Raw genomic sequence first — 25,207 nt, 5'->3', positions numbered from 1 at the left:
GTGGAGCGCACCCGCCGCGACCGCCCCGACGCCGAGGTGTTCCGCGAGACCGACCCGCGCAGGCCCGAGGCGGTGATCTCGGCGTCCAGGTCGGCGATGGCCGCATCCAGCGCCGCCACCTCATCCGAAGTCGCGCGGCCCGCGTGGACCAGGCGGTCGCGCTCAGCGGTGACCATCGCGCGGCGTTCGACCCAGGCCCGCTGAACCTCAGAGGGGGCGTCCGGGATGACGACGGGATCGTGGTCGAGGTGCCAGCCCTCTTCGCACTGGGTGCGGCGGATCGAGCGCTTCCGGCGGGCACACGCCGGACAGCGGGATTCCAGCGTGGAGTTGCACGGCACGTCGATGATCTCGGTCCGGCCGGTGGTGATGTCGGTGCGGCGCAGCGCCACCGGCCGGATGCACACCCCCTTCTCCGCCGCGATGGTCTCGGCCACCTCCCGCGCGAGCGGCTGTGCGAGGCGTTCAGCCCGCGTGCTCTTGCCGGTCGGGGTGGGCATCAGCCCTCCACCCCGGTCGGTGCCGCCTCAGCGGTCATGTGGTCGATATCGGCATCGGAGACGAACGCGGCACGTACCCGGACGGGGACCGGGGAGCCCTCCAGTTTCACAAATGCCACCCCGGGAAGCTCGGGGTCGATGAGGTGGGCGTTGGCGCCCCGGTCGCGGGCTCCCTCACCGAGGACCATGTCGACTTGGGAGGCTTCGTCCAGTCGGAGGGCGATCTTGTCAGGGAAGAGGTTGCGCAGGTTGAGGACTTCTTTGCGGGGGTCTTGGAGTGCGGCCAGGACGCAGAACCCCACCGACCGGCCCTGGCTGGTCAACGTGGCAATCGCGTTCTCGGCGCGGCGGCGGATGTCGCGGTCGGGGTGGTAGGCCGTCAGGAACGCCACCTCGTCCAGGACGACCACCGTGAACGGGTCGCGGACGGTCGGCACGTGCACGCGTTGGCGTCCGGCGTAGCGCTCGGCCCGTTCCTGCATCGCGGCCACCGCCGCTTCCAGGAGGGCCACCGCGGTCTCGGCGTCGGCCGCGTAGTGCGCGAACAGAGCGAGCCCGTAAGACAGCTCCATCCGCTTGGGGTCGATCGCCCAGACCTCGGCGATTCCGGCGGTGATGGCCGAGGACATCGCTCGGATGGCCGACCACAGCACCGAGCCCTTGCCCGCACCCGTCACCCCGACTGTCAGGACGTGGGTGCCGTGGAGGCGGAGGGTCCACAGTTCGCCGTCTTCACACACCCCCACCGGCAGGGCGGACAGGTCCGGCTCCTCGGGGATCGGCAGGGCGTCGATGGGGTCGGCGAGGGTGTCATAGCGCGGGAACTCCAGCACCACGTCTCGCGGGCCGCGCACTTCGACCCGGCAGGAGGGGGCGCCGAAGCCGTGCGCCAGCTCGGTCACGCGCTTCTGGAAGTCGGCCGGGGACGTGCCGGCCACGATCCGCACCCGCACCCGATCGGCCCACGCCGAGCAGGTCACCCCGCGAATCTGGGGCAGGTACTGGCGTTCGAGGTAGGACTCGGCCAGTCCGGCGACCACCAGGACGGGTTGCCAGTGGCGGCGGTAGACCCACAGGCGGCGCCAGGCGGCCAGCACCCGCAGCGCCACCCGGTCACGGAACGAGCGCGGCCAGCGGCGCCACCACACCAGCAGCACCAGGTCAACCACCGACCAGAGCACGGCCAGGCTGATCCAGCCGCCGAACTGGTAGGCCGCGATCGAGGCCCCGAGGGCGCTCACCGCGACCGGGAACTGGGCGGGCAGCAGCACCAGGGCGCGCAGGAAGCGCCAGAGCCACCCGGTGAGGATGAAGATCCCCGGCGTCTGGACCACCGGGGTGGTGAAGCGGATGGTGCGCGCGGGAACCGGCGCGGTGGGGCGGACCTGGGTCGCGCCCGCCTTGTTGTCGCCCAACATAAGCTGGTCACACCTCTTCCATGGTTACGCAGGCCAGGAGGGGTTGAAAGGGGCGGCCGAGGTGTTGCAGCACCAGGCCGCCCCGCTTGGGTTCAGCGGCTATCTCGCGTCCTTGGCGGCGGCAGCCGCCGGGGTCTTGCGGGCGCCCGCGCTACTGGGGGTCTTCACGCCCCGCGCCCGCAGCGAGTACGCCACCCGAGGACGGCGGCCCGACTCATCCACGTAGGGCATGACCGACATGGCCTCGAACTCCACCGGCCGGAACGGCAGGCCCGGCACCTCCTCAGGCAGCACCGGGCAGTGCTCGGCGGCCACCTTGACCTTCACGCTCTTGGCCTTGCCCCGCGCTTCGGGGTCGGCGTCGATCACGTTCACCGCCCACAGCGGCAGCCCTGTCGCCTTGTCCAGCTGCGGGCGCTTGGTCTCGAAGTCGGTCACCGGCTCCACCCCCAGCGCGAACGCGCCGTAGGGGAACACCGTCCCGAAGTCGATCGGCAGCGCACCCTGAATCGCCATGAGGTCACTCCTGTTCGTTGCTCTAGTTGCAGACAGACAGCCCGTCCGATCCGGCGCATGTGCTCACCCGGACGAGAATCGATGCATGTATAGCATGTATCGAAGATGGCGCGTCAAGCTTCAGGCATCCCTGTTCCTCTCCGCGAACCCTCGCCCCGGCCGACCGCCCCTCGCGAGGCCGATACCTTCGGACATGTACGAGCATCCGGTATGGGGCCGGGACGCGATCACTACATGGCTGGACGTGTTCGGGACGTCTCGATAATGTGAGCGCGTCCTTAGACGTCCTGCGAACACGGGGCAGATGCCAAACGAGAGGTTGCGCGCGGCGCTGCTGGAACACGGGTTGACCCCCGCTGATCTGGCCGCCGACGTCGGCGTTGACACCAAGAGCGTGGAACGCTGGATCAGTCGCGACCGCACCCCCTACCGGCGGCACCGCTACGCCGTCGCGGCACGTCTGGGAGTGGACGAGGCGTTCCTGTGGCCGAAGGCGCTGAGCCCGGCGCAGAGCGCCGAGGCGTCCGAGAGCGAGATCCTGACCGTCCACCCGCACCGGTGGACCGTGCCCCGGGACGCCTGGAAGCGCCTGTTCGAGTCCGCCCGGGAAGAGATCGGCATTCTCGTCTACAGCGGGTTCTTTCTCGCCGAGGACGCGAGCGTTCTGCGGCTGCTGCGGCAGAAGGCCGAGGCCGGAGTCCGGGTGCGCATCCTGCTCGGCGACCCCGACAGCGCCGCCGTGGCCCAGCGCGGTGCCGACGAGGGCATTGACGACGCGATGGCCGCGAAGATCCGCAACGTCATCGTCCTCTACAAGCCGCTACGCGGTGTGGACGGCATCGAGTTCCGGTTGCACGGCACCCCGCTGTACAACTCGATCTACCGCGCCGACGGGCAGCTCCTCGTCAACACCCACGTGTACGGGGCACCGGCGTCCAACGCGCCGGTCTTCCACCTGCGCAAAATCGCCGGTGGCGGAATGGTGAACACGTACCTGGAGAGCTTCGAGCGCGTCTGGGACGAGGCGGCGCCGCTTGAGTGAGGGAGGAAGGCCGATGGCACGGCGGATCGACTACTTCAACGACCCCGAGGCCCCGCCCGCCAACAGCCTCGTCCCCTCGGTGAACGTCATCGTCGTCAACGACCGCGACGAGGTCCTGATGATCCGGCGCACCGACAACGGCAACTGGGCGGTGCCCGGCGGCGCCATTGACCTCGGCGAGTCCGTGCCCGAGGCGGCGGTGCGCGAGACGCGCGAGGAAACCGGCATCACCTGCGAGATCACCGGAATATCGGGGATCTACTCCGACCCCCGGCACATCATCCTCTACACCAGCGACGGCGAGGCGCGCCAGGAGTTCTCCATCGTCCTCACCGGCCGGCCGCTCTCCGGCGAGCCCACCCCGAGCAGCGAGTCCCGCGAAGTCCACTGGGTGCCCAGGACCGAGCTGCCCGGCTACCGGATGGACCGCTCCATGCGTCTGCGCATCGACCACTTCCTACAGGGAACGTCCGCGCCCCACATCGGCTGAGCGAGTGGCCCGGCCCGCCGGGCGGCGAAAGGCGCTCTCGCGCGCCTCAACGGAGCGGACCGCCTTCACCAGGTCGGGGCGGGAGCGGGTCACGGCTCGGTGCACCAGGTCCCCCGGCGCATAGCGCTCAAGGATCTCGGAGAGGCGCCGCTCAACGGGCAGATGGGTGCCGTCCGGGCCGGTGGTCATGTCGGAGTAGGTGAGCGCGGACAACAGCTCGGGATCGGGGAGGGGGAACTCCCCGGTGAGTTCATCGAGCATCCCGCGCTCTTCGGCCTCGACCATAGCGCCGGAGTGGTGGGCCACCAGGGAGCACAGGCGTTCGTCGGCGCGCTCGACCCGGCGCAGATAGCGGGCACCGTCGAGGGGGTGGAAGCCGGTCTCGGCGAGGGCCGGTGAGTACCCGATGTCGTGCAGCCAGGCCGAGGCGGTCACGAGGTCGGCGTCATCGCCGAGGACATCGGTCAGCGTGGCGGCCTGTTCGGCCACGCCTTGGGTGTGCGCCCACCGCCGGGGCAACGGCTCTTCGAGGAGGTTCCGCGCGAGATCCCGCGCCCAGGGAACATGTCTCACATGTATCAGACTAGCTTCGCGGCGTATCGGCCCCTCGGACGAAGCGGCCCTTGCCCTGAAGCGAGACGACGAGGCCCGAGGCTTCCAGTTCGACCAGCGCCCGCCGCGCGGTACCCCGGGAAACGTCGTACTGACGGACGAGGGCGGACTCGCTTGGCAAGGCGTCCCCGGCCGCGAAGTCCCCTCGGGTGATCTGGTCCCGCAGCGCGTCAGCGATGCGCCGGTACTGGGGTAGGTCGCCGGAAGCGCCTTCCGCGGAGCCCCCCGGACCGCAGACGACCCGCCCCGTCCCCGGACGAGCCTTGATCAGCTTGTCCGCCTCCAACGAGGCGAGAGCACGCCGGATCGTGCTCCGCGCGACGCCGAACTCCTCACGAAGGGCCGCCTCAGAGGGGAGCACCGTCCCCGGCTCCAGAGCACCGGAGACGATCCGCTGTCTCAGCGTCTCCGCTATCTGGGTGTAAGTGCCCCACCGAGTCCGGCGAGAACTCATGTGCTGTTCCTTCGCTGCGGGATTGAGCTCCAAAATTTGATTCGCGCCGATCAAAAGGATCTCAGACACCTGGAGGCTACGTCGGACGAGGCCGCGCGGCCGGTGTGGGAAGTCGCGGACGGACCACCGGCCGCGCGGCGGCCTGGTCACGCTGAGGGCGGTTCCTCTGAGCGATAGATGCCGTCCGCGAGCGCGTGCAACCGGGACTGGAACCAGCCCCCCGACAGCAGGGAGCGCCCGATGCTCGCGGGCGGGTCTTCGAGTTGGCGCACGAACTCCTCAAGGTCGGGTTCGACCAGAGTCGGAGCGTGCTCGGCATCCGGTTTCCGCAGCGTGGCGATCCACAGGTGTTCGGTTCGGCGGATGTTCCACCGGTCTCCGTAGTGGCGTTGAAGGAGCTGCAACAGCGGACTGTCGGGCTGGCTCATACCAGCACCGCCGCCGACCGAGACAGGTCCAGGAGCACAGCCACCCCGAGGCGGCTTCGGTCGTCGCGCCACTGGCGCCGCTGCCTCTCAAGGTGAAGTACGTACGGTCGGACCATGGCCGCTCGCGGAGGAACGTCGTAGGGCTCAGGGGCCGGGGTGAACGGCAGCGGCGCATAGGGCCGGAATCGTGACGACACTCGTGGGAATGGGCGCGCGATAGGGTTCCGCATGTTCCACCTGCTTCCGTCAGGTCGGGACCACGCCCCCGGAGTGTTGGCCCACTCGCGGGGGTCTTGTCACCTGCGGAAATGCTGTCTGGAGCGGGTGGACATGTGTACCACGTATCGGACTTCCCAAGGGACGTCTAGGGACGTCTTCTGATACCGTCGAGACTCCTGATCCGGGAGGACGACGCAGTGAACGAAGCCCTCCGCCGAGCCTTGGCCAACGCTCGCCTCACCGACACCGACGCGGCCGAACGCTTGGGCGTGGACCCGAAGACGGTCCGCCGCTGGTTGTCCGGTCAGACGCCCTATGCCCGCCACCGCTGGGCCATGGCCGACCTGGTGGGCATCCCCGAGCACGAACTGTGGCCGACCGCAGCCGCCAAGCGCGCGGAATCGCAGCCGTTCCCGGCCGATCTCCCGAAGGTCTATCCACACCGCTGGGCGGTCCCGCACGCTGTATGGCGGCAACTGTTCGAGTCGGCGCACCACGAGATCGGCGTACTCGTCTACAGCGGCCTGTTCCTCGCCGAGGACACGGGCATCCTGCACGTGTTCGAGGAGAAGGCGCACTCCGACGTTCGAGTTCGCATCCTCTTGGGCGACCCGGAAAGCCCCCACGTCCAGGACCGAGGAGACGAAGAGGGCATCGGCACGGCCATGGCCGCGAAGGTCCGTAACGCCCTGGTGCTCTACAAGCCCCTAATGAGCATCGAAGGCATCGAGATCCGCCAGCACGGAACCGTGCTGTACAACTCCGTCTTCCGAGCCGACAACCGGATGCTGGTCAACCAGCACATATACGGCGCACCAGCATCCACGACCCCCGTACTCGTCATCGACGGCGACACCGAGCCGGAGCTGTTCGCCACGTACCTCAACAGCTTCGAGCACACCTGGAACGGAGCCGTCGGCGTCAAGTTCTAGGAACGCACTGCCGAATTGGGCTGTATGGGATCAAGGCAACGGCGCTTCGCGCCGTCGCTCCGGCGGGCCGCCCGCCGCTCGGGCTGCGGGCTGCCGCCCGGTCCCGAGCGCGCGGCCGGCCGCCGGGGCACGCGGGAGCATCCGCCGCCTGACCGACATCCGCCGACCGTGGGTCGCGCCGTCGCCGCAACAGGGCGAAGCGAAGCGCTCCCACGTCGGCGAGCGAACCGGCTATGGTCGCTGACGTCCTCGGTCCCGAGGCACTTGGTCGCGCGACCCTGACTGTCTGGGGTGGCCGACACCGGCGCGACCAAGCACCTCGGACCGGAACCGTGGCGGGCGCCTACTTGGGTTGCTGGCGCGGCGGTTGAGGTGGGCGAACGTGGCCCCGCTCTGTGCCACACACGTGCCACACAAGGCGGTGATCAACGGGGAGACACGGTGATGTGCGGTCAAACCCTCGCTGTCTGTGCAGGTAGGGGCTTCGGCTGGTCTGGCCCCTTCACGCGCCTCAACTTCCCAAGCTGATAACGCGGGTTCGATTCCCGTCATCCGCTCCAGACAGCGAAGAGCCAGGTCACACCGGGTTTCCGGTGACCTGGCTCTCGCTTTTCCAGCACGTCCGGGCGGCTCGCGTGCCCGCTACGTGCCCGACGCTCGATCGCTCCCGCCCGCCGCCGGTCCCGCGCTCTGCCCGCGCGCCTTGCTCAACTCCTCAGCGGCCCGCCCCCCAAGGCGGTCGGCGAGTTCCCGCGCCCGGTCGTCCCGGGCGTGGAGGTAGACCATGGCCGCCCGCGTGCCGGAGTGGCCATCGCTGGACTCGCCCGCCGAGATCGCCGACCGTCTCCCAAATGGCCAGGGCTGTGCGCCGGGGGCGCGGTCGCATGCCCCCGCACCGGCCGAGGACAGCCGCGGAGGCCAGCCGATCCGCAGTCCCCTTCGCTTTCGCGATAGATCGGGAAAGGCTTATTGGCGATTGTTCACCGCGGCTTGGGCGGTTCTCCGTGCGATCGGCAGGGAATCGCGTTTACTGTTCCCTTTCTAGGGCAACCGGGAAGGGAACGCCTACGTGTTGAGCCGCCGAAATACCCAATGGAGAATCGTCAAGACTTCAGGGGGAGTCATGAAGAAAATTTTGCTTACATTCGGCCTCATTTCTTCACTCGTAGCGACCCCATTAGCCACCGCGCCCGCATCAGCGGATACGGTGGCGACGCACACGGTCGCCGCGTCAGTCAGCCAAGCCTCGGGCGCGGAGCCGGTCATGAGCGCCGACACCACCACCACCGAGAACGACGATGGGGGTGACTGGGGCCTGTGGGGCCTGCTCGGTCTGCTCGGCCTCCTTGGTCTGCTCGGTATGCGCAAGGGCAAGAGCCGGCAGTCCCACGGCGATTCGCCCACGAACCGCGGCACGCCGTATTAATGGCGGATTTGCCGGCCGGCACGCAATGGGTTTGTTTGGTGAGGTCCTGGCGCCCTGTTTTCCGACCACGGTGCCCGGTTCCTGTTCCCAACACCATGTGGATGCCGGCCGGCCTAGCGCCGGCGCTGCCGTTCGCGACACATTTCTACACCGTTGAGCGGTCCGCACGCCGTGTGGCGGCGACTGTTCGCGGTGGCCGCACCAGGAGACTCGCGTAGGCGTTCCCGCCCGCCCTTGTGTAACGACTGGGGGCAACACGGGCACTTGTCCGGCGGCGGCTCCCTGGACAAGCGCACACGCTGAAGTCCCGCGCCGGACCGGCGGCGGCGAGCCGTTCCGTACGGCTCGCCGCCTCGCTCGCTCTCCGGGGCGGCGGAAAGCAGACCTCGGTCAGATGCGGGTCGCGGTGGAGGCGTATCCGCCGCCGCCGGGGTAGGTCCACTCGCCCGTGAGGGTGGTGTCGGCGGCGTCGAGGGTGCCCTCGAAGTAGGCGGGGCTGCCCTTGGCCCCGGCCCAGATGGTCAGCTTGTCGCCCTCCAGTTCGTAGACGTAGTCGAAGGTGTTGCCCGCCGAGTCGTAGTACCGCGACACCACGTCCGTCCCCGTCGGCTCACCGAACGGGCGCAGGTTGCCGATGATCTCCATGCCGGTGACCGGCTCGCCGAACTGGGTCAGCTCGACGTGCTGGATCAGGAAGAACCGGCCGGGCATCCACTCGTAGCGCACGGTCCCCTCCGCGCCGCCGGTGACCTTCCAGGTGCCGACCAGGCGGTCCAAAGCCATGAGTTCGGGGCTGGGCTGCGGGGTCTCGATCATGTTGTTCTCCATGGTGTCCTCCATGTCGCCTTTCTGCGGGGTTGCTCGCCGGTACCTCGGAGACCGCCGCCGGGTTCTGACACGCGCCTTTTGTGTTCTGGATCACATTCGATGGGTGTCCAAAACGCCGGTTCGGGTCCGAGGTAGCGGTTGAGAACCCACGAACACGGGAGAACGACATGACCGCGACCACCTCCACCACCCCCGCCGTTCCCGCCCGCGCGACCGCCCCGGCGACCGGGCGCCTGCTGCTGGCCGGAGCGCTCGCCGGCCCGCTCTTCTTCGCCTCCGCCGTCACGCAGATGCTCACCCGCGAAGGCTTCGACATCACCCGGCACCCCATCAGCCAACTCTCCACCGGCGACCTCGGGTGGATCCAGATCCTCACCTTCGTCCTCGCCGGACTGGGGTCGCTGGCACTGGCCCTCGGCACCCGGCGCACCATCACCGAAGGGGTCGGGCGGCGGGCGCTGCCGGCCCTGGTGGGCGTCTTCGGCGCCGGGCTGGTCGCGGCCGGAATCTTCACCATGGACGCCGAGTACGGCTTCCCGGTCGGCACCCCCGAAGGCCCGGTCGCGCAGATGTCCTGGCACAGCGTCGCCCACTCCGCCTCCGCCGCCGTGGCCTTCACCGCGCTCGCCGTCGCGGCCGTCGTGATGACCGTCCGGTGCGCCCGCCGCCGCGCGGTCCTGCCCGCCGTGCTGAGCGCCGTCACCGCGCTGGTGCTGCTGGTGCCGATGTCGTCCGAGTACATGAGCATCCAGATCGCCGTGAACGGCGTCGTCGCCTTCACCTGGACGACCGCCCTCGCGGTGTCCCTGCGCCGCGCCGGTTGAGGCGCCCGTAACGTTGCCCGCGACATCGACAAGGGGATCCACCGTGAAATACCTGCTGCTCGCCTACACCCCGGCCGCCGCGTGGGACGCCGCGACCGCCGACGTCCCCTCCGAGGAGGCGCTGGCCGCCTTCGCGGCCTACCAGAAGCTGGAGCAGGAGTTGCTGGCATCCGGCGAGTTGGTCACCACCGAGGGCCTGGGGCACCCTGCGGTCAGCACGACCGTCCGCCGCGACGGCGGCAAGGTGGTCGCCACCGACGGCCCCTTCGCCGAACTGAAGGAGGTCCTGGCCAGCTTCGCCGTGATCGACGTCGCCGGCAAGGAGCGCGCCGTCGAGATCGCCGCCCGCATCGTCGAGGCGCTCGGCGAGCCGATCGAGATCCGCCCGATCATGGGCGAGGACTTCGCGGCGTGAACCACGAGCTTGAGCACCTGCTGCGCACCGAAGCGCCGCAGGTGCTCGGCGCGCTGGTCCGCCGGTTCGGCCGGTTCGACATCGCCGAGGACGCGGTGCAGGAGGCGCTGCTGACCGCCAGCCAGACCTGGCCGGCCGAGGGCGTCCCGGAGAACCCGCGCGGTTGGCTCATCCGCGTCGGGTACCGGCGCATGGTCGACCTGATCCGCTCCGACCAGGCCCGCCACCGCCGCGAGCAGGAGGCCGGGGTGGCCGACCTGGTAATGCGGGAGCCCGAGCGCCGGGCCGACCCCGTGCCCGAGGCCGACGACAGCCTGACCCTGCTGCTGCTGTGCTGCCATCCCGCGCTGGACCCCACCTCCCAGGTGGCGCTCACGCTGCGCGCGGTCGGCGGCCTGACCACCGCCGAGATCGCCCACGCCCACGGCACCACCGAGTCCACCATGGGCGCCCGGATAAGCCGCGCCAAGCAGCGGTTGGCCCGTGCCGGAGCCCGCTTCACGCCCCCCACCGACGCCGACCGCGACAGCCGCGTGGCCGCCGTGATGCGGGTGCTCTACCTCGTCTTCAACGAGGGCTACACCGCCACCGCCGGCGACCGGCTCGCCCGCGTCGACCTGACCCGCGAGGCCATCCGGCTGACCCGCATGCTGCACGCCGCGCTGCGCGGCGACGCCGAGGTGACCGGCCTGCTGGCGCTGATGCTGCTCACCGAGTCCCGGCGCGCCGCGCGCACCGACGGCGGTGACCTGGTGCCCCTGGAGGAGCAGGACCGCACCCGGTGGGACCGCGGCCTGATCGAGGAGGGCACCGCCCTCATCGACGGCGTCTGGAACCGCCACCCGGCGGGCCCCTACCAGCTCCAAGCCGCGATCGCCGCCGTGCACGCCGCGGCCGCCTCGCCCGAGCGGACCGACTGGGCGCAGATCGCCGTGCTGTACCTGTGGCTCGAACGGCTCACCCCCACCGCGCCGGTCCAGCTCAGCCGCGTGGTGGCGGTGGCCCACGCCCACGGGCCCGCCCGCGGCCTGGCACTCCTGGACGACCTCAACCAGCGCCACCACCTGGACCGGCACCCGCTCACCCGGCAGCGGGAGCACGCGGTCCGCGCCCACCTGCTCCAGTTGACCGGCGACACCACGGGGGCCGCCGCGCTCTACCGCCGGGCGGCCGACCTGACCGGGAACAAGGTGGAGCAGCGCTACCTGCTCAGCAAGGCCGACGGCCTCGACTGAGCGGGCCGCGTCCGGGGGCGGCCGGGCGGCCGGCGGCTAACGGGGGTCCGGGCCGGCGGCGGTGGCCAGCCAGTCCGCGACCAGACCGGTGACGATCGCGCCGCCCTTGTCGCTGAGGTGGATGTGGTCGACGTACAGTTCCAGGCCGTTGGCGCGGGCGACCTCGTCCCAGGTGCGGCCGAGCAGGTAGTGCCGGGCCGCCGCCGCGTAGGCCGTGGGGAAGCTGAACGCGAAGGCCGGGCGGTGGCTCTGGTCGCGCAGGGCCTCGGTGAAGTGCTCGTTGACCGGGACGTAGGCGGCGGTGGTCTCCTCGGCGATCGTGCGCAGCGCCGCGTTGTAGTCGCGCAGCCGGCGGTTGAGGCGGGAGTCGAGTTCCTCGCCCAGCGGCGGCAGGGAGAGCAGCGCCACCTGTGCCGACGTGCGCTCCTCCACCCGCTGGACGATCGCGGCGATGTTGGCGCGGTACTCCGCCAGCGGCACGCCGTCGCGCACGTCGTTGGTGCCGATGAGCAGGACGACGGCGTCCGGTTCGCACGCCAGGACGTCGGTGTCGAGGCGTTCGCGCAGGTCCGCGCTGGTGTTGCCGTTGTCCCCGGCGTTGACCAGGGTGTGGTCGGCGAACTCCGGCCGGGCGCGCAGGTCGGCCACCCAGTCCCGGCCGAGCGTGCCCTGGGTCATGCTGGCGCCGGCCGCGACGACCACCGGCCCCTCGCTCCGGGGGCGCCCGTCGGCGCAGTCGGCGGCCGAGGGGTTGACGGGGGAGCGCACGAACGTCAGGTAGCCGACGGCGCCCGCCGCGACCAGTCCGGCGAGGACCAGCGCGCTTACGGCGGCGGCGATCCGCTTGGTGGTGGATGACCTGCTCATGGTCGGTACTCCAGGGGTCGGTGGGGAGCCCGGCGAACGCGGGTGCGCACGGTGATCAGCACGGTGATGCCCACGCCGGGCGGGGTTAGTGAACACTAGCCCCCATAGTGGGTTAGTGTTCACTAACGTGTCAAGCCGACTGCGGGAGGACAGGGATGAGCACACGTGAGCGGATCCTCGACGCCGCCGCCGAGGTGCTGCGGACCCGCGGCGTCCTCCACGCCACCACCAAGGAACTCGCCCAGGCCGCCGGGGTGTCGGAGCCCACGCTGTACAAGTACTTCGGGGACAAGGAGCGGCTGCTGCTCGCCGTGCTCCAGGAGCGCGTCCCCGGCCTGTCCCGGGTGGCCGTCCGCCCCGGTGAGGGCGGCGTCGAGGAGAACCTCGCCGAACTCGCCCACGCGGCGCTGGACTTCTATCAGCGCTCCATACCGATGCTGGGCGCGCTGCTGGCCGACCCCCGGCGCATGGCGGCGCACCGCGCGGCCATGGGCCGCCACGGCGGCGGCCCCGAGAAGGCGGTCGCCGGGTTCGCCGGCTACCTGCGGGCCGAGCGGGACCTCGGCCGCGTCTCAGCCGACGCCGACCCCGACGCCTCGGCGGCACTGCTGGTCGGCGCCTGCTTCCAGGAGGCGTTCCTGCGCTACTACGCCCACGGCCCCGACGCCGAGCCCGCACCCCGCTCCCGCGCCGAGGCCCTGGCCCGGGCGGTCGCCCGCCCGCTGCTGTGACCCCGCCGGCGGGGCCGGCGCGCGCCCCGGCCCGCCCGGCGGGGCACCGGAATACGAGGCCGACGGCGGTGTTGACGAGGCTGTGAAGAAGATTGGATTCCTGTCCTTCGGGCACTGGACGCCCTCGCCGCACTCGCAGGTGCGGTCGGCCTCCGACGCGCTGTTGCAGTCGATCGAACTGGCGGTCGCCGCCGAGGAGGTGGGCGCCGACGGCGCGTACTTCCGGGTGCACCACTTCGCGCGGCAACTGGCGTCGCCGTTTCCGCTGCTCGCGGCCATCGGGGCGCGGACCAGCCGGATCGAGGTCGGCACCGGTGTCATCGACATGCGCTACGAGAACCCGCTCTACATGGCCGAGGACGCCGGCGCCGCCGACCTGATCGCCGGCGGTCGGCTCCAGCTCGGCATCAGCCGCGGGTCACCCGAGCAGGTGATCAAGGGCTACGAGTACTTCGGGCACCGCCCCGAGGAGGGCTCCACCGACGCCGACATGGCCCGGAAGCACACCGCGCGGCTGCTCGACGTCCTCACGGGCGAGGGCTTCGCCGAGCCCAACCCGCGGCCGATGTTCCCCAACCCGCCCGGCCTGCTGCGGATCGAGCCGCACTCCCCCGGCCTGCGCGAGCGGATCTGGTGGGGCGCCGGCACGCGGGCCACCGCGGAGTGGGCCGCGCAGCAGGGGATGAACCTCATGAGTTCGACCCTGCTGACCGAGGACACCGGGGTGCCGTTCCACCAGCTCCAGGCCGAGCAGATCGAGGTCTTCCGCAAGGCGTGGCAGGCCGCCGGGCACGCGCATGAGCCGCGTGTTTCGGTCAGTCGGAGCATCTTCCCGCTGGTAACCGATTTCGACCGCCGGCTGTTCGGCCGCGAGGCCGCCAGCACCGACCAGGTGGGCCACCTCGACAACGGCCTCGCCCGGTTCGGCAAGACCTACGCCGGCGAGCCCGACAAACTGGTCGAGGAGCTGGCGCGGGACGAGGCGGTCGCGGCCGCCGACACCCTGCTGCTCACCGTGCCCAACCAACTGGGCGTGGACTACAACGCGCACATCCTCGACAGCCTGCTGCGCTACGTCGCCCCGGAGCTGGGCTGGCGCTGACCGGCGCTGACCCGACCGCCGCCGCCCGGCCCGCCCCGGCACACCCCGGCGGTCCGGGGGCGGCCGGGTAGGGGAGTGCCGCGCAGCGGTAGGGCGCCGCTGACGCGCGGTGCGGGGTCGGGAGTGGCCGGCGCCGCTACGCGGGGCGCGCCCTGCCTTCGGCCGGGAACTCCTCCCGCCAGCCCCGCTCGACCGACCGGCGGCACCGGTCGGGGTCGTCGCCCGCGCTGACGAACAGGGCGGTCAGCATCGGCACGCCGTGGTCGAGCGCGGCACGCGGCAGGGGGCCGTTGGCGACCAGGGAGACCAGCCCGTGGCCGATCGCCCAGCCCTGGGTGGCCAGGTCCCGCGGGTCGACGTCGGCGCGGAAGCGCCCGGCGTCCACGGCCCGCCGCGCGGCGCGCACCAGGTGGTCCAGGGCGTCGTCGGCGGCCTGGAGGTCCTCCAGCGCGAAGTCCGCGTCGAACATGACCCGGTACAGGTCGGGGTGGTCCAGGGCGTTGCCGAGGTAGGCGGCACCCAGGGCGGCGAGGTCGCGCACGGGGTCGGTGGAGGCGGCGACCGTCGCGATCCTGGCGGCCAGGCGGGTGAACCCCTCCTGCCGCAGCACCGTCCAGACACCGTCCATGCCGCCGAAGTAGGTGTAGACGGCCATGGTCGAGACGGAGGTGCCGGCCACGAGCGAGCGCAGGGTGATCGGCTCGCGGGTGCGGAGCATGTGCGCGGCCCGCTCCAGGAGGAGGGTGCGCACGGCCGGGTCCTTCGTCCTCGCCATGGACCCCAGAATACATAGCATTGCACTGTTATCTTCTGGCTCGGTCGGGCCGCCGGGCAGCGGGCTTCCGCCGCGTACCTAGGGGTGCTAGGTTCCTCGCTCAACCCCCTAGCCGCTGTGGAGGAGGCCCGATGGCCCGCGCCGGCCTCAACGCCGCCCGACTCACCGCCGCGGCGGCCGAACTGGCCGACGAGGTCGGGCTGGAGCAGGTCACGGTCTCCGCGCTCGCGCGGCGCTTCGGCGTGAAGGACGCCAGCATCTACTCCCACGTCAGGAGCCTGCGGGAACTCAGGGTGCGGGTCGCGCTGCTGGGCGGCGCGGAGATGACCGAGCGCATCGCCGCCGCCGTGGCCGGCCGGGCGGGCAGGGACGCGCTCGTGGCCTTCGCCGACGCCTACCGGCGCTACGCGCTCGACCACCCCGGCCGCTATGCCGCGACCCAGATGCGCGTCGCCCCCGAGGAGGCCGCCGACACCGCCGGCCTGCGGCGCAGTGTGGAACTGACCCACGGCATGCTGCGCGCCTACGGCCTGGCCGAGCCGGACCTGACCGACGCCGGCCGCCTGCTGCGCGCGGCCTTGCACGGCTATGTCCATTTGGAGGCCACCGGCGGGTTCGCCCACCCCCGCGCGGTCGAGGAGTCCTGGGCGCGCTCGCTCGACGCGCTCCACGTGCTGCTGGACAACTGGCCGCGGCGCGCGGACGGGCCTGCGCGGTGACCGGGTGCGGGCCGGCGCCCGCGCGCTGACGCCCGGCGGGCGGGCCGGGGCGCCGGGGCCGCCCCGGCGGCGTGTGGGTGCACGGCTCCCAAGGGTCAGGTGCCGGGGGCGGGCAGGGGGAACTGGAAGCCGGAGGGGTCGCAGCCGGTGGCGGTGAGGCCGACGAGGCGTCCCTCCCCGGAGCCGGGCCGGACCTCCACGCACACGAACTGCGCGTCGAGCCGGGGGACCTCGACCCATCCCGGTCCCGCGCCATCGCCGCGGCACCCGAGCCCCTCCAGGCTGCGGGCGGCGGAGTCGTACCGGGACTCGTAGCAGCGGTAGCCGCTTTCGGCGTGGGCGGGTGCGGCCACGGCCGTGCCGGCCGCCAGACCGGCCACGGTCAGCGTGAGCGTGGTGAGCAGGCGGCGCATGGCGACCCTCCGGAGTGTTCAGTTGCTCCGCGTGACTTCTGTCCCGGTGCGGATCGCGGGAAACCCGTGGCCGCCGACCTGGAATGCCAGCCGGGCGGCCCCGGGAGCGGCCCCCGGTCCGCTGTAGCCGAGGTGTTCGCGCGGTGGCGGCGCCGGGCGGCACCCTTTGGCCGAACGCCCAGGTCAACGCGCTTACCGGAGGCGTTCGACCGCGCAGCGGTCGCGCAGGCGGGCGGGGGCGCGGACGGGGAACGCGGCCCGCGCCCGCCGGTCACCCCGTTTCCGGCAGGGGACAAGCGACGGTCCGCCACTCTCGTTCCGGACGAGCCGCAATCCCCGCGCGGGCGCGGGCCCGAGCGGAGGGGCGCGCCGGGAGGGGAGGCCGCGCGTCGGCGTAGGGGTTTCGGTCGGCGTAGCGCTCGCGCCGGCGCACCGACCGAAAAACGGTGCGGGGCGCTCCGGACGGTCGGGTCACGGCGACGCGCCGAGCCCGGAATGCGGGTCCGGCGGCCCGGGTCACTCCCAGGTGGCGGTCGCGGGGTCGACCCCGTGCGCCTCGGCGTTGGCGTGGATGGTGTCGCGCAGCCAGGCCGCCATCCCCGGCGCCACGCCGTCGTAGTGCTCGGCGAATCCGGGGTCGGTGGCGAACATCGTCCCGATGCAGGCGTGCATGGCGTGCGTGCAGTCGAAGTACGTGGAGAGCAGCGCGCGGTGCCGCTCGGCGAGGGCGTTGGCCTCGGCCGAGCCGGGGGCGGTTCCGGCGCGCCGGGCCTCGGCGAGGTCGGCGTTCAGCTCCTCCGTGCGGGCGGTCACCCGCCGCCAGTCCTCGGCGGTCATCGCGGCGGCGCGCTCGGTGTACTGCGCCCACTGCTCGTTGCCGCCCCACCGCTGCTCGGCGCCCTCCAGCCAGGCGGGCTGCCAGTCGTCGCCGAAGATGGCGACCTGCTCCTCGGGGGTGAGGCGCATGCCCGAACGCGACGCCTCCAGCATGCGGTCGACCGCCGTGACCATCCGCTCCAGGCGCTCGATGCGCTCCAGGAGCTGATCGCGCTGGCGCCGCAGGTGCGCGCGGGCGTCGGCGGCCGGGTCGTCCAGAATGCGGGCGATCTCGGCGAGCGGCATCCCGAGTTCGCGGTAGACGAGGACGCGGTGGATCCGGGCGATGTCGTCGGCGGAGTACACCCGGTACCCGGCGAAGGTGCGCCCGCTGGGGCGGACCAGGCCGACGTCGTCCCAGTGGTGCAGGGTCCGCACGCTGACGCCGACCAGCGCGGCCGCGCGCCCGACGGTCAGGCCCTCGCCGGCCGAGCCGGTGCCGGACCGTCCGCCGCCGGTCGCGGGTTCGTCGGCGTCGCGCGTCACCGCACCATTGTCGCCCACCCGCCCCGACCTCGGCCGCCGCGTGGACGGCGCGGGGACCGCCTCACGCGTGCGGCGCCCGGGGTCGCGCCGGGCGCCCGCCGGTGCGGGGCTCCGGGGAGCCCCCGGTTCCCACGTGGCGACGGCGACGCGCGCCGGCCCGTGGGCATACCGCCGGTGCGCCTCGGCGGCTTCGGCACCGGGCACGGGAGCGGGACGCAGGTCGTCGGTCATACCGCGATGCTGAACCCTCCGGTGGCGTCAGGGTCAAGTCGCCGCCGCGCCGTATTCGACCGTGTCCACCTCAGAAAAGTGCGCCCCCCGCCGATCGTCTTGTGCCCGGATCTCGGATTTCCAGGCCGGCCTTTGCCTGAACGGCCTCGGCCCCGATTCGTCCGCGAACGGCCTCAACGGGATGATCGGTGCCGGCCGTGCATTCGCGAAGCGAAAGGCGAGGAACGTCAGAAATGGTTCCACCGCCAGACAGGGCACCCTCCACCGAACCCCCAGGCCAGAGCAGCTTGGACACGAAAGTCATGAATGCTGCGGCCGTATTCTTCGCCCTTCTCGGACTGCTCTGCTGGACGCCGGCGGCGGTTTCCCTTCTCGGTTCCGGCGCCGACGGCTCCGACCTCCCCTTGGCCGCGAGCGGCTTAGCGCCGATCACCGCCGGAATCCTGTTGGTGGCGGGCGATCGCGGGTAACCGCATACGGCGGTAATCCCGCCCGGCCTCCATTCCGTCGCTTCCGGGCCGCCGCCGGGGACGAGCGGCCGCCCGCACCAGGATGCGCGGCTGTAAAACGTTCTGATTCTGCACTCCCCGCGCCACGTACACGCCACCAGCGTGAAGACGCCAGATCGTCCCGCAACGTGGCCGGATCCGGCCACGTTGTTGATCTTTGGGCGAGACGATCAGTAACTTCACTGAAACGTTTTAAGTGACACGGGTCACGTGATGTGCATCGCGGTGCGACGTTGCGTGCGCACCTCCGGCCCCTCCCCCGATCCCCTCTCCTCCCCTTCGCACCTCCCCCTTGTGATCACCGCGCCGCCGTGGCGGCGTGGGAAGGAGATCCATGCCCCCCAGCGACAGCACCGCCGACTCCGGTCCCGCCGAACCCGGCGCGGAGCACCGGCAACCCCGGTTCCCCTTCTCCCGGCGGGCCTTCATCGCGGCCGGGGCCGCGGTCGGGGCCACCGCCGCCCTCCAGCCCGCCGTCGGGGCGCCGCCCGCCGCCGCCGCGTCCGCCGAAGGGCGGCTCGCCGCCGGGCTGCCCGACCCGGCCATGGGCGTGCGCGCGAAGTTCCGCTGGTGGTGGCCGCACGGCATGGTCGACACCGCCGAGATCCGCCGCGAGATCGACCAGATCGCCGACGCCGGGTTCGGCGGCGTGGAGATCGCCGACGTGCACCACAGCGTCAGCGAACCGCTCGACCCCGAGAACACCGGGTGGGGCACCAAGGCGTGGCGCGACGCGGTCGAGGCCGCCCTCGCGCGGGCCGAGCGGCGCGGCGTCACGGTCGACCTCACCATCGGCCCCGCCTGGCCGGCGGCGGTCCCCTCCATCACGCCGCAGGACCCCGCCGCCATGCACGAACTCGCGCACGGCGTGCGGTTCCTCCAGGCGGGCGAGGAGTTCAGCGGCGCGCTGCCCGAGCCCGCGGTGGAGGCCGCCGAAGGCGTCACCGAACGTGCGCTCTTCGCGGTGCAGGCCGTCCGGCTCGCCGACGGCGCCGCGCCCGAGGACACGCCGTGCGCCCTGCGGTCCGACAGCCTCACCGACCTGACCGACTCGGTGGAGGGCGAGGAGCTGACCTGGACCGCGCCCGCCGAGGGCGGCGGCACCTGGGCGCTCATCTCCTACTGGCTGCGCGGCACCGGCCAGCGCCCCGAGCGCGGCCCGCACACCGAGCCGGTGTCCTACGTCGTGGACCATTTCAGTGCGGCCGGAACCCGCGCGGTGACCGACTTCTGGGACGAGCACATCCTCACCGACCGGATCCGGCGGCTGCTGAAGGGACCCGCCGGCGGAGCCATCTTCGAGGACTCCATCGAGATGGAGACCGAGGCCACCCTGTGGACCCCCGACCTCCCCGCCGAGTTCGCGGCCCGCACCGGCTACGACCTGCTGCCCTACCTGCCCGTCCTGGTGCGCGCCCACGAGGACACGGTGTTCAGCTTCGGCTCCGCCACCGACCGGCGGGCGCTGGACGACTTCAACGACGTCCTCACCGGGCTCTACATCGACCACCACATCACCCCGATCAAGGAGTGGGCGCACCGGCTGGGGCTGCGCTACCGGATCCAGCCCTACGGCTTGCAGACCGACGCCGTCACCAAGGCCGCCCTGGTGGACATCCCCGAGGGGGAGTCGCTGGGGTTCAAGAACCTGGACGACTTCCGGTCGCTGGCGGGCGGGCGCGACCTGGGCGGCAACACGGTCCTCTCCAGCGAGGCCGGCGCCGTCTACGGCGGCTCCTACAGCACCACCTGGCGCCAGACGGTCCGCACGATCTCGCGGGAGTACGCGGCGGGGGTCAACCAGGCCGTGCTGCACGGCTTCTCCTACGCCGACGCGCCCGGTGCCCAGTGGCCCGGCTTCGCCGCGTTCACCCCCTACAGCGGCGGTGTCGGCTACAGCGAGTCGTGGGGGCCGCGCCACCCGACCTGGCAGCACGCCGCCGACGTCGCCGGGTTCTTCGCGCGCTGCCAGCACGCGCTCCAGTGGGGGACGTCAACGGTCGACGTGGCGTTCCTGCGCCAGAAGGGCTACGCCGGGTCGGGGTTCGGGGCCGCCTATTTCAGCGCGACGGGCGTGCGCCAGGGCTGGACCCACCAGTTCGTCAGCCCCCGGCTGCTGGAGGTCACCGACCCCGAGGTCAAGCGGGGTGTGCTGGCGCCCGACGGCCCGGCCTACCGGCTGCTGGTGTTCGAGGGCGACGCCTTCAACGGGCGGGTGGCCACCCTGCCGCTGGAGACCGCGCGCCGGCTCCTCCGGTACGCCCGGAACGGCCTGAAGGTCCTCGTCGTGGGCGACTGGAGCGCGCCGGAGCAGCCCGGGGTGGACCAGGGCGACGCGGGCGAGCTGGCGGAGGCGGTGCGGGAACTGCTGGACGAGCCGACCGTGCACCGGGTGGGCACCCGGGAGGAGATCGCCGAGGGGATCGCCGCGCTGGGCGCGGCCCCGGCCGTGGCCTACGCGGAGGCATCGCCCCTGCTGCACGCCCGGCGGCGCGCACGCCACCTGGACCTGTACTACCTGACCAACGGGTCGAACGACGCGGCCGTCGACCACGACGTCACCTTCGCATCGGACACGGAGCAGGCGTACCCCTTCGCCGTGGACCTGTGGACGGGCGAGGTGGCCCCGCTGCCCGTGCACACGGTTGTGGACGGCGGCGTGCGGGTGCGGGTCCGGCTCGCGCCGGGGGCGTCCACGGCCGTCGCGATCGCCCGGCCGCAGTGGGCGCGTGAGGTGGCCGGGCGGGACGCGACCCCGCCGCCGGGGGAGCTGCGCAAGCTGCGGTTCGCGGAGACGGACGCCGACGCCGTGGTCGTGGGCAGGCGCGGCGCCCGGGTGCGGGCGAGCGCGGCCGGGACGTACCGGACGGTGTACGCCGGCGGGCGCGCGGTGACGACCGAGGTCCGGAGTGTGGGCGAGCCGAGGGAGCTGACCCGCTGGCGTCTGGAGGTGGAGGACTGGCGGCCGGGTTCGTCGGCGACGGAGACGGAGGTCCGCACCCACAGCCTGGACTTGGACGGCCTGGCACCGTGGACGGAACTGGACGGTTTGGCGGATGTGTCCGGGATCGGGCGCTACACGGCGGAGTTCGACCTGGGGAAGGGATGGACGGGCGGCTACGGCGCCTACCTGGACCTGGGCGCGGTGACGGACGTGTTCCGGGTGACGGTCAACGGCAGGGAACTGCCGCCGTGCGACCAGTTGGACACGGTGGTCGACCTCGGCGACCGCCTGCGGCGCGGTAAGAACACCATCGAGGTGGAGGTCTCCACGACGCTGATCAACCGCATGCGCGTCTTCCGCCCGGAGGTGTACGGCAGCGTTCGGCGACAGGAGTACGGCTTGATGGGTCCTGTCTGGCTCCGCCCGTACGGCGAGGCGGATTTGTAGGAGGAGCGCGGCGACGGTGGTCCCCGGGGACCGGGGGTCTCCCGGGGACCATCCCCGCGTACGCGGGGAGCACGCGCGCCGGTCGGCCCAGTAGTGCGTGGCCGCGGGACCATCCCCGCGTACGCGGGGAGCACCCTTGTTGAGCTGGGATCATACGTGCTCCCTGGCGCGGTTTTCTTCACTTCTCCCCATGCGGATGGGCTCGGGAACCCACGTTCCCGTGCTCGCGAATGGGCGGCCGCCGGGCTCGACCCGTGTCAGCCGATCGGGAGGCCGAAGTGCTTGGCGAACGTCACCGGGTTGGCGTACTCCTCGACCGCGATGAGCTTGCCCTCCGACCAGTCGGCGCGCAGGACGTAGATGTTGGGGTACAGACGGTCGTCGGGGGTGGTGAAGTTGCCTCTGGCCTGCACGAAAGCTGTGGCGGCGTCGGCGGTGACGCTGATTCTGAGCTCGGTGAACGCGATCGTGGCCATCATCTCGGTGACCCCGCGCAGGTAGCCGAGGACCTGCTCCTTCCCTTCGAACCGGCCGAACGGCTCGGGGTCCCCCGTGAGGGACAGCGGGATGGTGAGGGTGGCCTCGGTGTGCAGGGTGGCGTCCAGTTCCGCGAGGTCTTTGCCCTCCAGGGCCGCGAGGAATGCGCGGGTGCGCTCCTCGGTCGCGCGGACCGGGGGCTTGGGCAGGGCGGAGTCGACTACGGAGGTGTTCTCGGTCATCGGATACCTCGCTTGAGGGGTGGGCGTGGCTGATCGGACTCTTACTGAGACTTGGTCTCATATGATTGCCAGTATCATAGGAGAGTCGGTCTCGGTTGTCTAACATGGTGCGTATGGCACGCCAGAACAGCCCTTCCGCGGAGACCCTGCGGGAGCGCAAGCAGCGGCGCGCGCGGGACGCGATCGTGGGCGCGGCCTACGCGCTCTTCGCCGAGCGCGGTTTCGACCACGTCACCGTCGCCGACATCGCCGAACGGGCCGAGGTCGGCCGGGCCACGTTCTTCCGCTACTTCGGGGACAAGCAGGAGGTGGTCTTCGACGGCGACTCCCAGGTCGACGCCGAGGTCGTCGCGGCCGCCCGGGGCATCCCCGCCGACGAACCGATCGGCGACTCGCTGCCCGCCGCCCTGGCCTACCTGCGCAGGGCCGTCGCCCTGCTGATCGAGCGGTTGACGGAGAGCCCCGAGGAGTACCGGCTGCACGAGCGCCTCGTCGCCGCCCACCCCGACCTGCGCGCCCGCGCCCTGGCCAAGCAGCGCCGCTATGTCGAGACCATGACCGAACTCCTGCACGAGCGCGGCGCCGACGCCGCAACGGCGTCGCTGGCCGCCGAGGTGGCGCTGGCCTGCTTCTACGCGGGCCGCGCGGCGGTCGAGGACGATCCCGACCGCCTGGCCCGGGCCGTGGACGACGCCTTCGCGCGGGTCGCCGGCGGCGTCGGCGGCTGAGGCGGTCCGCCCACCCCGGCCACGCCCCCGTTCCCCCGTTCCCGCCCCGCCTCCGCCGCACCGGCCGCGCCAGCCGCGCCGCCGCGATTACCTCCCGGGTAATCGACGCGCGGCGGCTCCCTTGCCAGGCTGAGGGGCGTTGCCAACGGAGAAGGGGCCGGACATGGACACGCGAGCCGCGGTCGAGGAACTGCTGCGCCGGATCGGCGAGGGCGACCCCGAGCGCACCGCCGAACTGTACGCCGACAACGTCGAGTGGCTGCTGTCCTGGCCCGAGGAGGACCACGGCGGCGCCGTTTCGTGGATCCGGCACCGCTCCACCCGCGCCGACGTGGTGGACCACTTCATCCGGCTCCCCGGCGCGCACGTCCCGGAGAAGGCGTCCATGGAGATCGAGCACATCCTGGTGGACGGTCCGCACGCCGTGGTCACGGGCGTCGTGGCCAACACCGTCCGCGCGACCGGCGGCGCCTACCGCGCGCGGTTCGCGCTGCACATGACCGTCGAGGACGGCCGCATCGTGCGCCACAACGTCTACGAGGACAGCCTCGCGGTGGCCCGCGCCTGCGGTACGGCGGCCGGGGCGTAGCCCGCCCGGCGAGGCCGGCGGGGCAGGCCGGCGGGGGCCGACCTGGCCGGAACCCGGTCCCGCGTAGCATTCCCGCCATGCACACCGTCGCGGTCCTCGCCCTGGACAAGGTCGTGCCCTTCGACCTGTCCACCCCGATCGAGGTGTTCAGCCGGACCCGGCTGCCCGACGGGCAAGCCGCCTACGAGGTGCGGATCTGCGGGACCGCCGCGACCGTGGAGGCCGGTGCCTTCTCGCTGCGGCCGCCGTGGGGGCTGGAGGCGCTCGCCGACGCCGACACGATCATCCTGCCGGGGCGCTCGGACATGGGTCCGGTCCCCGGCGAGGCCGTCGAGGCGCTGCGGGCCGCCGCCGCGCGCGGCGCCCGCATCGCCTCCATCTGCTCGGGCGCGTTCGTCCTGGCGGCCACCGGCCTGCTCGACGGCCTGCGCGCCACCACCCACTGGGCCGCGGCCGCCCAGCTCGCCGCGCGGTACCCGCGCGTGGACGTGGATCCGGACGTCCTCTATGTGGACAATGGCCAGTTCCTCACCTCGGCCGGAGCCGCCGCCGGGCTCGACCTGTGCCTGCACCTGATCCGGCGCGACCACGGCTCGGCGGTCGCCGCCGACGCGGCCCGGCTTTCGGTCATGCCCCTGGAGCGGGAGGGCGGCCAGGCCCAGTTCATCGTCCACGACCACCCGCCGGTGCCGCGCGGCTCGGTGCTGGAGCCGGTACTGCGGTGGCTGGAGGACAATCTGGCCGCCGACCTCACCCTGGACGACATCGCCCGCGCCGCCGGGGTGAGTTTGCGGACGCTCAACCGGCGGTTCCGCGAGCAGACCGGAACCACCCCGTTGCAGTGGCTGCTGCGCGCCCGCGTCCGCCGCGCCCAGTACCTGCTGGAGGCCACCGACCACCCCGTCGACCGCATCGCCGGCGAGGTCGGATTCGGCTCCCCCACCGCCTTCCGCGACCGCTTCAAACGCGTGGTGGGCACCACCCCGCAGTCCTACCGCACCGCCTTCCACGGCCCCGCCGAGATCCCGTGAGCCGATCCCGCGCGGGCGCGAAACGCGACAGGAAGTCCGGTCATGCCCTCCTGATGAGCACACGGTCACCGATCGCGACATGGACCTGGCTGCTGAACCACGACCTGGACGCGGACGGCCTTGAGGTGGGGGCGCCTGTCGGGCTCACCGCGGTGGAGGTGCTGCGGGAGCACCGGCTGCTGCGGGTCGAGTACATCGACGTCTCGTGGCATCGCGACGGAGGCGGCCTTCTCTGGTTCCAGACCAGGATCCATGGCCCCCGGTTGACCGATGCCGGGGAACTGGCGGCCGACGTGGCGGACATGCGGCCCTCCGGGTATCCGGGCGCGCGTCCGGCGCGTCTGGACATGCGCGGCACGGGGTTCTGGGTATCGGCGTCCGGAACAGAGAGGGAAGAACCGGACATCGTCTCCGTGAGCGTCGACGTCTCCAGCCCGTCGGTCGGTCTGACCGTGGGCGTCCATCACGACGTCTGGTCGGACCTGGACTTCACCGGGCGGCCCCACCCCGAAGTCCGCCAGCGGAACGCGCCGAGGCTCGAGCAGGCCCTGCGCGGCCTGGAGAGCGCGCTGGGTTCCCGCCTCGACTTCAACGACCCCGATGAGGCGACGGCCTACGCCGAACCGGTCGGCTACGGGGTGGAACTGCTCACCGACCCCGAGGAATGACGTCCTGGCGAGTCCACCGGGATCCCACCCCTG

General features: G+C 72.0%; 27 protein-coding genes. 15 read left to right on the top strand and 12 right to left on the bottom strand.

The window, feature by feature from the left end; genetic code table 11:
* The 3 genes from LG943_RS10395 to LG943_RS10385 form a co-directional block, all read right to left on the bottom strand.
* A partial coding sequence (locus LG943_RS10395) for a replication initiator (RefSeq protein WP_333486353.1) occupies positions 1-500 on the bottom strand: 500 nt, incomplete at its 3' end.
* Entirely contained in the window at positions 500-1,918 is a 1,419-nt protein-coding gene (locus LG943_RS10390) for an FtsK/SpoIIIE domain-containing protein (protein WP_270072024.1), read from the bottom strand. The genes LG943_RS10390 and LG943_RS10395, both read right to left, overlap by 1 nt.
* A 99-nt stretch (positions 1,919-2,017) precedes the next feature.
* The gene (locus LG943_RS10385) at positions 2,018-2,434 is read right to left on the bottom strand and encodes a plasmid replication, integration and excision activator (protein ID WP_270072023.1); all 417 of its coding nucleotides are present in this window, start codon (positions 2,432-2,434) and stop codon (positions 2,018-2,020) included.
* A gap of 304 nt (positions 2,435-2,738) precedes the next feature.
* On the opposite strand from LG943_RS10385, the gene LG943_RS10380 reads away from it, so the two are divergent.
* Positions 2,739-3,476 (top strand): XRE family transcriptional regulator, encoded by a 738-nt coding sequence (locus LG943_RS10380; RefSeq protein ID WP_270072022.1) that lies wholly within the window; start codon positions 2,739-2,741, stop codon positions 3,474-3,476.
* A gap of 13 nt (positions 3,477-3,489) precedes the next feature.
* Complete coding sequence (locus LG943_RS10375; RefSeq protein ID WP_270072021.1) at positions 3,490-3,966, top strand: NUDIX hydrolase; 477 nt, start codon at positions 3,490-3,492, stop codon at positions 3,964-3,966.
* Here LG943_RS10375 and LG943_RS10370 read toward each other — a convergent pair.
* From LG943_RS10370 to LG943_RS10360, 3 genes are all read right to left on the bottom strand, one after another.
* A complete protein-coding gene (locus tag LG943_RS10370; RefSeq protein WP_270072020.1) occupies positions 3,934-4,455 on the bottom strand; it encodes an HD domain-containing protein in 522 nt (173 codons plus the stop codon). The genes LG943_RS10375 and LG943_RS10370 overlap by 33 nt on opposite strands.
* A 94-nt stretch (positions 4,456-4,549) precedes the next feature.
* Complete coding sequence (locus tag LG943_RS10365; protein ID WP_333486352.1) at positions 4,550-5,101, bottom strand: GntR family transcriptional regulator; 552 nt, start codon at positions 5,099-5,101, stop codon at positions 4,550-4,552.
* Between the two features lie 77 nt (positions 5,102-5,178).
* Positions 5,179-5,460, bottom strand: coding sequence for a hypothetical protein (locus LG943_RS10360; RefSeq protein ID WP_270072019.1), 282 nt, complete (start codon positions 5,458-5,460; stop codon positions 5,179-5,181).
* 416 nt (positions 5,461-5,876) lie between these two features.
* Between LG943_RS10360 and LG943_RS10355 the strand changes: the two genes are divergently transcribed.
* Positions 5,877-6,611, top strand: coding sequence for an XRE family transcriptional regulator (locus LG943_RS10355; RefSeq protein WP_270072018.1), 735 nt, complete (start codon positions 5,877-5,879; stop codon positions 6,609-6,611).
* A gap of 1,123 nt (positions 6,612-7,734) precedes the next feature.
* Positions 7,735-8,037, top strand: coding sequence for a WGxxGxxG family protein (locus LG943_RS27680; protein WP_333486351.1), 303 nt, complete (start codon positions 7,735-7,737; stop codon positions 8,035-8,037).
* A 390-nt stretch (positions 8,038-8,427) separates the two neighbouring features.
* On the opposite strand, the gene LG943_RS10345 is transcribed toward LG943_RS27680, so the two are convergent.
* Complete coding sequence (locus tag LG943_RS10345) at positions 8,428-8,877, bottom strand: hypothetical protein (RefSeq protein ID WP_270072016.1); 450 nt, start codon at positions 8,875-8,877, stop codon at positions 8,428-8,430.
* 155 nt (positions 8,878-9,032) lie between these two features.
* Between LG943_RS10345 and LG943_RS10340 the strand changes: the two genes are divergently transcribed.
* Genes LG943_RS10340 through LG943_RS10330 form a run of 3 tightly spaced genes read left to right on the top strand, consistent with a single transcriptional unit; the run spans position 9,033 to position 11,339 of the window.
* Complete coding sequence (locus LG943_RS10340; protein ID WP_270072015.1) at positions 9,033-9,689, top strand: DUF998 domain-containing protein; 657 nt, start codon at positions 9,033-9,035, stop codon at positions 9,687-9,689.
* Positions 9,690-9,732: 43 nt separating this feature from the next.
* The gene (locus LG943_RS10335) at positions 9,733-10,104 is read left to right on the top strand and encodes a YciI family protein (RefSeq protein ID WP_270072014.1); all 372 of its coding nucleotides are present in this window, start codon (positions 9,733-9,735) and stop codon (positions 10,102-10,104) included.
* The gene (locus tag LG943_RS10330; protein ID WP_270072013.1) at positions 10,101-11,339 is read left to right on the top strand and encodes an RNA polymerase sigma factor; all 1,239 of its coding nucleotides are present in this window, start codon (positions 10,101-10,103) and stop codon (positions 11,337-11,339) included. The genes LG943_RS10335 and LG943_RS10330 overlap by 4 nt, the downstream gene beginning before the upstream one ends.
* Positions 11,340-11,375: 36 nt before the next feature.
* Here the strand turns inward: LG943_RS10330 and LG943_RS10325 are convergent, their stop codons facing one another.
* Positions 11,376-12,206: an SGNH/GDSL hydrolase family protein gene (locus LG943_RS10325; protein ID WP_270072012.1), complete on the bottom strand. Its 831-nt coding sequence runs from the start codon at positions 12,204-12,206 to the stop codon at positions 11,376-11,378.
* 155 nt (positions 12,207-12,361) lie between these two features.
* On the opposite strand from LG943_RS10325, the gene LG943_RS10320 reads away from it, so the two are divergent.
* Together LG943_RS10320 and LG943_RS10315 are read left to right on the top strand one after the other, a co-directional pair.
* Positions 12,362-12,937 (top strand): TetR/AcrR family transcriptional regulator, encoded by a 576-nt coding sequence (locus tag LG943_RS10320; RefSeq protein WP_270072011.1) that lies wholly within the window; start codon positions 12,362-12,364, stop codon positions 12,935-12,937.
* An 82-nt stretch (positions 12,938-13,019) separates the two neighbouring features.
* Positions 13,020-14,039, top strand: coding sequence for an LLM class flavin-dependent oxidoreductase (locus tag LG943_RS10315; protein ID WP_270072010.1), 1,020 nt, complete (start codon positions 13,020-13,022; stop codon positions 14,037-14,039).
* Positions 14,040-14,175: 136 nt separating this feature from the next.
* Here the strand turns inward: LG943_RS10315 and LG943_RS10310 are convergent, their stop codons facing one another.
* A complete protein-coding gene (locus LG943_RS10310) occupies positions 14,176-14,814 on the bottom strand; it encodes a TetR/AcrR family transcriptional regulator (RefSeq protein ID WP_270072009.1) in 639 nt (212 codons plus the stop codon).
* Positions 14,815-14,945: 131 nt separating this feature from the next.
* Here LG943_RS10310 and LG943_RS10305 point away from each other — a divergent pair, with 131 nt between their 5' ends.
* On the top strand, positions 14,946-15,533 hold the full coding sequence (locus tag LG943_RS10305) for a TetR-like C-terminal domain-containing protein (RefSeq protein ID WP_270072008.1): 588 nt from the start codon (positions 14,946-14,948) through the stop codon (positions 15,531-15,533).
* Between the two features lie 95 nt (positions 15,534-15,628).
* On the opposite strand, the gene LG943_RS10300 is transcribed toward LG943_RS10305, so the two are convergent.
* Positions 15,629-15,946 (bottom strand): hypothetical protein, encoded by a 318-nt coding sequence (locus tag LG943_RS10300; RefSeq protein ID WP_270072007.1) that lies wholly within the window; start codon positions 15,944-15,946, stop codon positions 15,629-15,631.
* A gap of 516 nt (positions 15,947-16,462) precedes the next feature.
* The gene (locus LG943_RS10295; RefSeq protein ID WP_270072006.1) at positions 16,463-17,308 is read right to left on the bottom strand and encodes a MerR family transcriptional regulator; all 846 of its coding nucleotides are present in this window, start codon (positions 17,306-17,308) and stop codon (positions 16,463-16,465) included.
* A 1,074-nt stretch (positions 17,309-18,382) separates the two neighbouring features.
* Between LG943_RS10295 and LG943_RS10290 the strand changes: the two genes are divergently transcribed.
* Positions 18,383-21,439, top strand: coding sequence for a glycosyl hydrolase (locus tag LG943_RS10290; RefSeq protein WP_270072005.1), 3,057 nt, complete (start codon positions 18,383-18,385; stop codon positions 21,437-21,439).
* A 257-nt stretch (positions 21,440-21,696) separates the two neighbouring features.
* Here LG943_RS10290 and LG943_RS10285 read toward each other — a convergent pair whose 3' ends face one another.
* Positions 21,697-22,158, bottom strand: coding sequence for a nuclear transport factor 2 family protein (locus LG943_RS10285; protein ID WP_270072004.1), 462 nt, complete (start codon positions 22,156-22,158; stop codon positions 21,697-21,699).
* A gap of 113 nt (positions 22,159-22,271) precedes the next feature.
* Here LG943_RS10285 and LG943_RS10280 point away from each other — a divergent pair, with 113 nt between their 5' ends.
* The 4 genes from LG943_RS10280 to LG943_RS10265 all read left to right on the top strand — a co-directional run bounded on the left by LG943_RS10280 (position 22,272) and on the right by LG943_RS10265 (position 25,174).
* Complete coding sequence (locus LG943_RS10280; protein ID WP_270072003.1) at positions 22,272-22,886, top strand: TetR/AcrR family transcriptional regulator; 615 nt, start codon at positions 22,272-22,274, stop codon at positions 22,884-22,886.
* Between the two features lie 163 nt (positions 22,887-23,049).
* Entirely contained in the window at positions 23,050-23,475 is a 426-nt protein-coding gene (locus LG943_RS10275; protein WP_270072002.1) for a nuclear transport factor 2 family protein, read from the top strand.
* A 77-nt stretch (positions 23,476-23,552) separates the two neighbouring features.
* On the top strand, positions 23,553-24,506 hold the full coding sequence (locus tag LG943_RS10270; RefSeq protein ID WP_270072001.1) for a GlxA family transcriptional regulator: 954 nt from the start codon (positions 23,553-23,555) through the stop codon (positions 24,504-24,506).
* A 53-nt stretch (positions 24,507-24,559) separates the two neighbouring features.
* The gene (locus LG943_RS10265; protein ID WP_270072000.1) at positions 24,560-25,174 is read left to right on the top strand and encodes a hypothetical protein; all 615 of its coding nucleotides are present in this window, start codon (positions 24,560-24,562) and stop codon (positions 25,172-25,174) included.
* Positions 25,175-25,207 lie beyond the last annotated feature (33 nt).

The sequence above is a fragment of the Streptomonospora mangrovi genome, assembly GCF_027604915.1.
GTDB classification, from domain to species: Bacteria; Actinomycetota; Actinomycetes; order Streptosporangiales; family Streptosporangiaceae; genus Streptomonospora; species Streptomonospora mangrovi.
Note: the sequence above shows the minus strand (reverse complement) of the source record. Positions and strands in the feature narration are given on the sequence as shown.